Origin of the sequence: Streptomyces sp. NPDC088354 (genome assembly GCF_044753585.1) — a bacterium.
Lineage (GTDB): Bacteria > Actinomycetota > Actinomycetes > Streptomycetales > Streptomycetaceae > Actinacidiphila.
Map to the genome: position 1 here is coordinate 1 of NZ_JBIVNJ010000099.1, position 6,971 is coordinate 6,971.

Here is a 6,971-nt window from a genome sequence, read left to right on the forward strand (position 1 = left end):
CGCCATTGCAGCGGGCAGGAAGCGGTGTCGCTGGCAGCGTGCACGCTGACCGCGACCTGGCAGTTGGCCCGCTTGCCCAGCGAGCCGCAGTACTGCGGGGCCACTGCCACGGACATCCGGCCGTCCTTGGGCATCGACACATCGTCGATCACCCAGGCCGCCGGCGCGACCCGGGGCAGCATTCGCTCGGCGATCCGCCGCTGCACCGGCACCGGATCCCATGTCGACTGGTTCACGAACTGCTGCAGGTTCTGCTCGTTGCCGTCCGGCAACCGCCCAGCCATCGCCTGAACGGACTTGCGGCGGCCGTCCAGCATCAGGCCCCGCACGTAGCAGTCGCTCTTGGCCCGCTGATCCTTGCTCGGCACCGACGCGAACACATCAGCCACGAACAACGCTAACGCCGCCTGAACCCGCCCCACTTGGTATGCGTCCACACACCCAAAATGCACCCAAACGGGCCCGACAGGAAGACCTAACGGAGTCCGACAGGACGTAGCCAGCACCAGAGACGGTGTGCAAGCGTGCCGGGCGGGTGCGATCGGATTCGATCTTGCGGCGCAGGTTCGCGACGTGCGTGTTCACGCTATACACGGTGACGTTGCGCCCCGTACCGTGGAGGTGCCCGAGGATTTGCTCCTGAGTGTAAACCCGGCCTGAATGGGCGGCAAGCATCTTCAAGTATGCCCAGTGTCGCACTTTGGGGACTCGGGGCCGGGCCCGGGCGGGAATTCCAGGCGGCAAAAACTTCCTGGCAAGTTTTTCCCCGCAGTGGCCAAGTAAGATCGTGTCGCCGAGGAACCCTGCAGGCTGGCCGCTACACCTGGCGAATCGTGGCGAGCGAGGGGTTTTTCTTACCACATTGGTCGACAACGGATCTCCTCACTTGCCGTCCGCATGTCTATACTGCCGCCGGTCCGGCGGGTGCGAGTAACACCGGCCCGACCGCAGTCAATCAGTCAATGGGAACCAAAAAAACTTCCAAGTGGCTTCCCTTCGAGTCAGGGACAGTGGTCCGGATGAACTTCTTCCACACGCCAGGCCCTGTCGGGTGAGCACGCTACCGCGAGATTCCCAACTCCTCGGCCGCGTGCACCATCAGCGGCCGTAGATGCAGACGCGGACGCCCGCAGCGATCTTACGTGAAGGGCTAGCCGCGGCTTCAGGGTGGGGACTGCCAGGAGCTGCTCCATCGGATGTCGATATGTCCTTTCCCGCGACGCCCGGAGGCCTTTGTGCCCGACTACTGACGGTCCCGTGTCATCCTCGTGTCGGCTGATTCCTCTGGCGATGGACGCAGAATTCTGGTCGCCGACGCAGGAGATGAAGTCGCCCTTAACGAGTAGGGTGAAAAATCTCACAGACGGACTAGAACTCTCGCGCCAAAGTTCTGGAAGTGCGTGCCAAGTTCTAAAGCTGACCTAGACGGGTCTGCTGAAGATCACGCCCGGGCCCGAGTTACGAATGGAAGAACGCCGTGCTCTCGAACCCTAGATGCCTGCAGGTCAGCGGTCTTTTGCTGCAGTTTTTTGATCTTGAGATGACCGCAACTGAGGGGCCCACCATTCCTCGGACTGATTCCTGCTCCCCGTTGTCCCTGGCATAGGCTCGTGGCAGCAGGGCTCGCCGCGACGTCTCGACGGAAATACGTATTTCGTGTCGCAGAGGTAGGGCACCCGATCGATGTCGAGGCAATCACCGGGCGTCGCCCCCGTCACAAACGGTACGGCGTCGCACGCACGAAACATAGGGATACGCATATGCGCACCTTTCTCCGTACCGCATTGACCGCAGGGCTGGCTGCTGGCTTGTCCCTCACAGCCGGAGTCGCACACGCAACCCCCGCCGGTCCCGGAATCACCGCTGAGATCCTTGCCCAAAGCACCGTGGGCAACACGGACTACATCCTTCGCGAGATCACCATCCCTCCGGGCCAGGCAACCGGCTGGCACTATCACGACGGAATTCTGTACGGCTTTGTGAGGAAGGGTACGTTGAGCCACTTCGACGCCAGTTGCGAATCCGACGGCGTTTACCGTGCGGGCCGCACATTGACGGAACCGTCCGGAGTCAACCATGTTCATATCGGCAGAAACCTCGGGAAGGATAACGTTGTTCTTGACGTCCTATACGTCCTCCCCCACAGTGCGCCGCTCTCTGAGGACGCATCCAACCCTGGCTGCGACTTTCAGTAAAGATCCCTGGGGCCGGAGTGAATTTCGATCATTCAGAGCCATGTAGTCCTCTGGAGCGCAATTACTCCTCGAACCCTCTTCATGTATCTCTGTTCTGGTCGACACTCATGCAAGACTCTTCCCTAAGGCGCCATTAAGATACTTGCGGGCATCACATGTAATGCATTTGCATCACGCCGCACCCTCCGGTCAATGAATGCTGCCTGCCCGTCTCTTAACGTTCTGAACTCCGAATCCGCGAGAGCGTCGGGCTGAGTGACTTTTTCATATCTCTGCGCCGCACCGGATAAGAGTTTCGTGACGGCAACAGCCCCCGCACTTACGCAAGAGAGCAGGTCCAAGAATTGGAAACTCTGGATTTCGACACCACCGTCTTCAACAAGGAGTACGTGACCCTCGGCGGACGGCGTGAAGCCATCGTGCGGGGAGGTCGGCATCTGTTTGACCGGCTTCCCATCGCATTTGAGGGGGTACGCCAGATCGGCGTCATTGGCTGGGGCTCTCAGGGGCCAGCTCAAGCACAGAACCTGCGGGACTCTTTGGGCGACACTACCAAGGTGGTGGTTGGGCTGCGCAGTGGCTCGCGTTCCCGTGAGGCCGCGCGCACTGCTGGCTTCACCGAGGAAAATGGCACCCTCGGCGAAATGTTCGAGGTCATATCGTGCTCCGACATGGTACTGCTGCTTATTTCCGATGCGGCGCTGGCAGAGCACTACCGGGAAATCTTCGCAGCACTAAGGCCTGGAACCACACTTGGCCTTTCTCATGGTTTCCTCTTGGGCCACCTCTCGGGCACAGCCGAAACATTTCCGACCAAAATCGACGTTATCGCGGTCTGTCCCAAGGGCATGGGGCCGTCGGTGCGTGCCCTGTATTTGCAGGGTGCTACGGTCAACGGCGCGGGTATCAACGCGAGCTTCGCCGTGGAGCAGGACGTGACCGGACGGGCCGTCGAGCGTGCCCTGGGCTGGTCTATTGCGCTCGGTGCGCCTTTCACTTTCCAGACCACGCTGCGCTCGGAGTATCTGTCGGATCTGTGTGGCGAACGTGCGATGCTCCTCGCGGGCGTGCACGGCATCGTGGAGAGCCTGTACCGACGCTACCGTGAGCAAGACAACCTGAGTGAGTGCGGCGCCTTCCGTCATTCCGTGGAGTCCATCACTGGCCCTATTTCTCGGATCATCTCCAAGGACGGCCTGATTGGCGTATATCGCCATCTCAGCGATGAAGGTAAAGGCATGTTTGCGGAAGCATACTCCGCGGCCTACCCTGTGGGCCTGGAACTCACCGCGGAGATCTACGACGAGGTAAGTTCGGGCAACGAGATCCGGAGTGTCATCCTGGCGGGCAAGCGAATCGACCGATTTCCAATGAGCCGCATCGACCAAGCGGACATGTGGCGAGTCGGCCAGCGCGTGCGTGCCCGGCGTGAAATAGATGGTGATATTCCTCTGGATCCGTTCACCGCCGGCGTGTTTTGCGGCATCATGATGGCGCAGGTGGATCTGTTGCTTGAACAGGGCCACCCCTTCTCCGAGATCGCCAATGAGTCGGTGATTGAAGCGGTGGACTCGCTCAACCCCTACATGCACGCCCAGGGCGTCGCTTACATGGTGGATAACTGTTCTACGACCGCGAGGCTCGGCGCCCGTAAGTGGGCGCCGCGCTTCGATTACCTTCTTACTCAGCAGGCCTTCCCTGCGGTCGATAATCAGGCGGTGGATCCCACCCCGTTCACTGAATTTGAAGGCCATGTCATCCATCAGGTACTGGAGGTCTGCTCGCAGATGCGTCCGTCAGTAGACATCTTTGTGGAGTAATTCCGCCTGCGTCGCCTGGCAGGGCTCCTGTCCTCGTGTGGCCGGACCACGGATCAGCGGGTTTCTCCAAGCTTGCTCGGCCGTAGTACGCGCAGTACCTCGCTCCCGGTATGAACGGGACCGGGTACTCGCGCGACGTAAATTGCGGTGTCCCCTCGAGCCGCTTCCTCATCCGTCCACACCAGCCGCACTGGCACGCCGAGGGGCTCCTGGAGGCCGAGCCGTGACGCCCGTCGGTAATGCTGCGCCGGCTCCCCAACGGCCTGCCCGATCTGGCTCACCAGGGCTGCATCTGGAGTCGGCATCAGCATCGACGCGCCCGTCGCCCGCCGAGCGTCCGAGCGAAGCAGTCCCTGGTGGTAGGCACACAAGTGGCGAACACCTGATCAGAAACCATTGTGCGCTCGGCAAGGATGCTGTCGTCCAACTCAGGCAGCGTGCCGGGAATCCCACATGTCACACCAAAGGAGGAAGTCTATGGCCGGACGTACCACCATCGTCGCGTTCCCCGGAGCCCACGGGTACAGCCTGGCGGGTAGAATTGAGCAGCCGATAGGGGCAGTTCGAGCTTACGCGCTGTTCGCGCACTGCTTCACCTGCTCCAAAGACAGCGTGGCGACAGTCCGGATTGCCCGTGCCCTCGCCGAGAAGGGCGTGGCGACCCTTCGTTTCGACTTCACCGGGTTGGGCGAGTCTGCGGGCGAGTTCTCAGAGACCAATTTCACCTCTACCGTCGACGACCTGGTCAGCGCGGCCGACTACCTGCGCAGCAACCATCAGGCACCGGCCCTGCTCATCGGTCATTCACTGGGGGGTGCCGCTGCCATCGCCGCCGCTGAGCGCATTCCGGAGGTCCGAGCCGTCGCCACGATCGGTGCACCGGCGGACCCCGGACATGTGCAACACCTCATCGCTCCTGTCCGTGACCGCATCGCCTCTCACGGGCAGGCCGAGCTCAGTCTGGGAGGCCGTATCTTCCTCATCCGCGAGCAGTTCATCGAAGATCTTGCGGTGCAACCGCAGAAGCGCCGAATTCGCGAACTCGGCCTTCCGCTCCTGATCATGCACTCACCTCAGGACGAGGTCGTGGGTATCGAGAATGCCAGCGACATCTACCAGCGGGCACGCCATCCCAAGTCCTTCGTGGCTCTCGATGGCGCCAACCACATGCTCACGCATCAAGATGACACCGCATACGCTGCCGGAATTCTCGCGCAGTGGGCTTCCCGCTACCTTGAACCCACCGGCCAATCGGTGAGTTCGCTTCCGAGGACCCCTACCCATTCCATCACCAACGGCACTATTCGGTAAACTCCATACAGCCTGCTGCAGTAACGAACAGTAGGGCGGGTCGGTATGTGGCAACTCTGAGCTGCGAACCCGCCTGCGTATGCAGGCTGACATGCTCGGCATAGGGCCGTCCACGGGGATCGCCGGGGGCTCTGCGTCCACCCGCACTGCGATAGACACTCACTTGTAGGTCCAGGTGCGATGGCAACCCGCTATAGCCTGTCGTCAAACGATCTTCCCTGGTAGATCATGGTCTGAAGATACGCCGCCATGAACTGTCGGACGCTGAGGGGGAGTTCGTCCGGCCGCTGCTGCCGCGTGCGGCATCAGGGCGGAAGCGGCCGGACAATCGGATGGTCCTGAACGGGATCGTGTGGAAGTTCCGGACCGGGTCGGCCTGGCGGGACGTGACCGAGCGGTACGGGTCCTGGACCACGCTGCACACGCGGTTCCGCCGGTGGGCCGCCGACGGCACCTTCAACCGGACGCGGCAGGCAGCCCAGGCGAAGGCGGATGCCGCCGGTGCCGTTGCTGGGTGGTGTCAGTCGACTCCACCATCGTGCGGGCCCCGCCAGCATGCCGCCGGGGCCCGACAAGGTGACCCCTATGGCTTTGGTCAAGCTGCTTTGTTGAGCGGGGGCTGGTAGAAGGTGCCGTCGCGGAGCATGGCGAACAGGACGTCGATGCGCCGTCTGACGAGGGGGCGATCAGGGCAGCGACATGTTGCTTGCCCCTACGGCACTTCCCGTCGTAGTAAGCGCGTGATTCTGGCTGCGAGAGCGAAGCAAACGCAGCGTGAGCTTGTCCCGCTTTGGCGGACATCACTGATATGGCGGCTGCAAGTGCTGTCTCGTACTCGGCTGCGCTAGCCGAGGCTGCTGTGCAGATGCCGCGAGTTGTACCAGCTCTCGATGACCCCGTTGCCCAATTGCTTATGCGGAGAGGTCGAGGGCAGCGAGGTGTGATGTCCGAGTGGGGGCGAGTGGTTGTTCCGGTCCGCCAGGCGTCGAGTCGCAGCAGGTTGACGGCGGTGGCTGTGAGGATGTGCGCGAGGGCGGTCTTCCCCAGTCCTGCGTATCGGGTTCTTCGTGCGCCGGTGGCTGTGACCGCCTGGTGGATTGTGCCCTCGATGCAGGAGCGGATCACGTATACAGCCTTCCCTTCTTTTGTGGACTGCTCGGCGCGGACGTGTTCGATTACGGCGTTTTGACCTTGCGGGTGGACGGTGAGCTGGCGACCGTGGCGTGTTGAGTTGGTGCACTGCCCGCGGGAGGGGCAGGGTGCGCAGGTCTCTGTGGCGAAGCGGATGCGGATCGCGGGTCGCTGGTTGTTGTCGAGGCCCTCGGTCCTGGGCCGACGGGTGAACCGCAAACGCGTCGCCCGCGTGATGCGTGAACGCGACATCCGCGGCGTCACCCGGCGCAGACGGCGTTCGCTGACCCGGCCGGACGCGAAGGCGAAGCCGGCCCCGGACCTGATCGGCCGCGACTTCCACGCCGAACGCCCAGGGACCAAGCTGGTCGGCGACATCACTTACCTGCCCACCGCCGAGGGCTGGCTCTACCTCGCCTGCTGGCTGGACCTGGCCACCCGCGAGGTCGTCGGCTACGCCATGGCCGACCACCACCGCGCCGAGCTGGTGGTGGTCGACGCTCTCGACACGGCC

At 62.5% G+C, this 6,971-nt stretch carries 6 protein-coding genes and 3 pseudogenes; 5 read left to right on the top strand and 4 right to left on the bottom strand.

Features of this window, described 5'->3' with window-relative positions; translation table 11 throughout:
* Positions 1 to 437, bottom strand: a 437-nt coding sequence (locus ACIP98_RS41515) for a transposase (RefSeq protein WP_401981981.1), incomplete at its 3' end; no start/stop codon positions are given.
* Positions 382 to 861 carry a helix-turn-helix domain-containing protein gene (locus ACIP98_RS41520; protein WP_401981990.1) on the bottom strand — a complete coding sequence of 160 codons (480 nt, stop codon included), beginning with the start codon at positions 859 to 861 and terminating at the stop codon, positions 382 to 384. The genes ACIP98_RS41515 and ACIP98_RS41520, both read right to left, overlap by 56 nt.
* Positions 862 to 1,760: 899 nt before the next feature.
* Here ACIP98_RS41520 and ACIP98_RS41525 point away from each other — a divergent pair.
* The 4 genes from ACIP98_RS41525 (at position 1,761) to ACIP98_RS41540 (ending at position 5,952) form a co-directional block, all read left to right on the top strand.
* Positions 1,761 to 2,195, top strand: a complete 435-nt coding sequence (locus ACIP98_RS41525; RefSeq protein WP_401981984.1) for a cupin domain-containing protein — start codon at positions 1,761 to 1,763, stop codon at positions 2,193 to 2,195.
* A gap of 344 nt (positions 2,196 to 2,539) precedes the next feature.
* The gene (locus ACIP98_RS41530; RefSeq protein WP_401981985.1) at positions 2,540 to 4,015 is read left to right on the top strand and encodes a ketol-acid reductoisomerase; all 1,476 of its coding nucleotides are present in this window, start codon (positions 2,540 to 2,542) and stop codon (positions 4,013 to 4,015) included.
* Positions 4,016 to 4,492: 477 nt separating this feature from the next.
* Complete coding sequence (locus tag ACIP98_RS41535; RefSeq protein WP_401981988.1) at positions 4,493 to 5,326, top strand: alpha/beta hydrolase family protein; 834 nt, start codon at positions 4,493 to 4,495, stop codon at positions 5,324 to 5,326.
* A gap of 254 nt (positions 5,327 to 5,580) precedes the next feature.
* Positions 5,581 to 5,952, top strand: a complete 372-nt coding sequence (locus ACIP98_RS41540) for a transposase (protein ID WP_401981993.1) — start codon at positions 5,581 to 5,583, stop codon at positions 5,950 to 5,952.
* On the opposite strand, the pseudogene ACIP98_RS41545 reads toward ACIP98_RS41540, so the two are convergent.
* Both ACIP98_RS41545 and ACIP98_RS41550 read right to left on the bottom strand, forming a co-directional pair.
* Positions 5,922 to 6,100: pseudogene (locus ACIP98_RS41545) on the bottom strand (IS110 family transposase); the annotation flags it as partial. The gene ACIP98_RS41540 and the pseudogene ACIP98_RS41545 overlap by 31 nt on opposite strands.
* A gap of 225 nt (positions 6,101 to 6,325) precedes the next feature.
* Positions 6,326 to 6,835 (bottom strand): annotated as a pseudogene (locus tag ACIP98_RS41550) (transposase); the annotation flags it as partial.
* Here ACIP98_RS41550 and ACIP98_RS41555 point away from each other — a divergent pair.
* Positions 6,774 to 6,971 (top strand): annotated as a pseudogene (locus tag ACIP98_RS41555) (DDE-type integrase/transposase/recombinase); the annotation flags it as partial. The pseudogenes ACIP98_RS41550 and ACIP98_RS41555 overlap by 62 nt on opposite strands.

What these genes read in the sequence shown, in the direction of transcription:
- ACIP98_RS41525 (WP_401981984.1), top strand. Translation starts at nt 1,761, where the DNA reads ATGCGCACCTTTCTCCGTACCGCATTGACCGCAGGGCTGGCTGCTGGC.
- ACIP98_RS41535 (WP_401981988.1), top strand. Translation starts at nt 4,493, where the DNA reads ATGGCCGGACGTACCACCATCGTCGCGTTCCCCGGAGCCCACGGGTAC.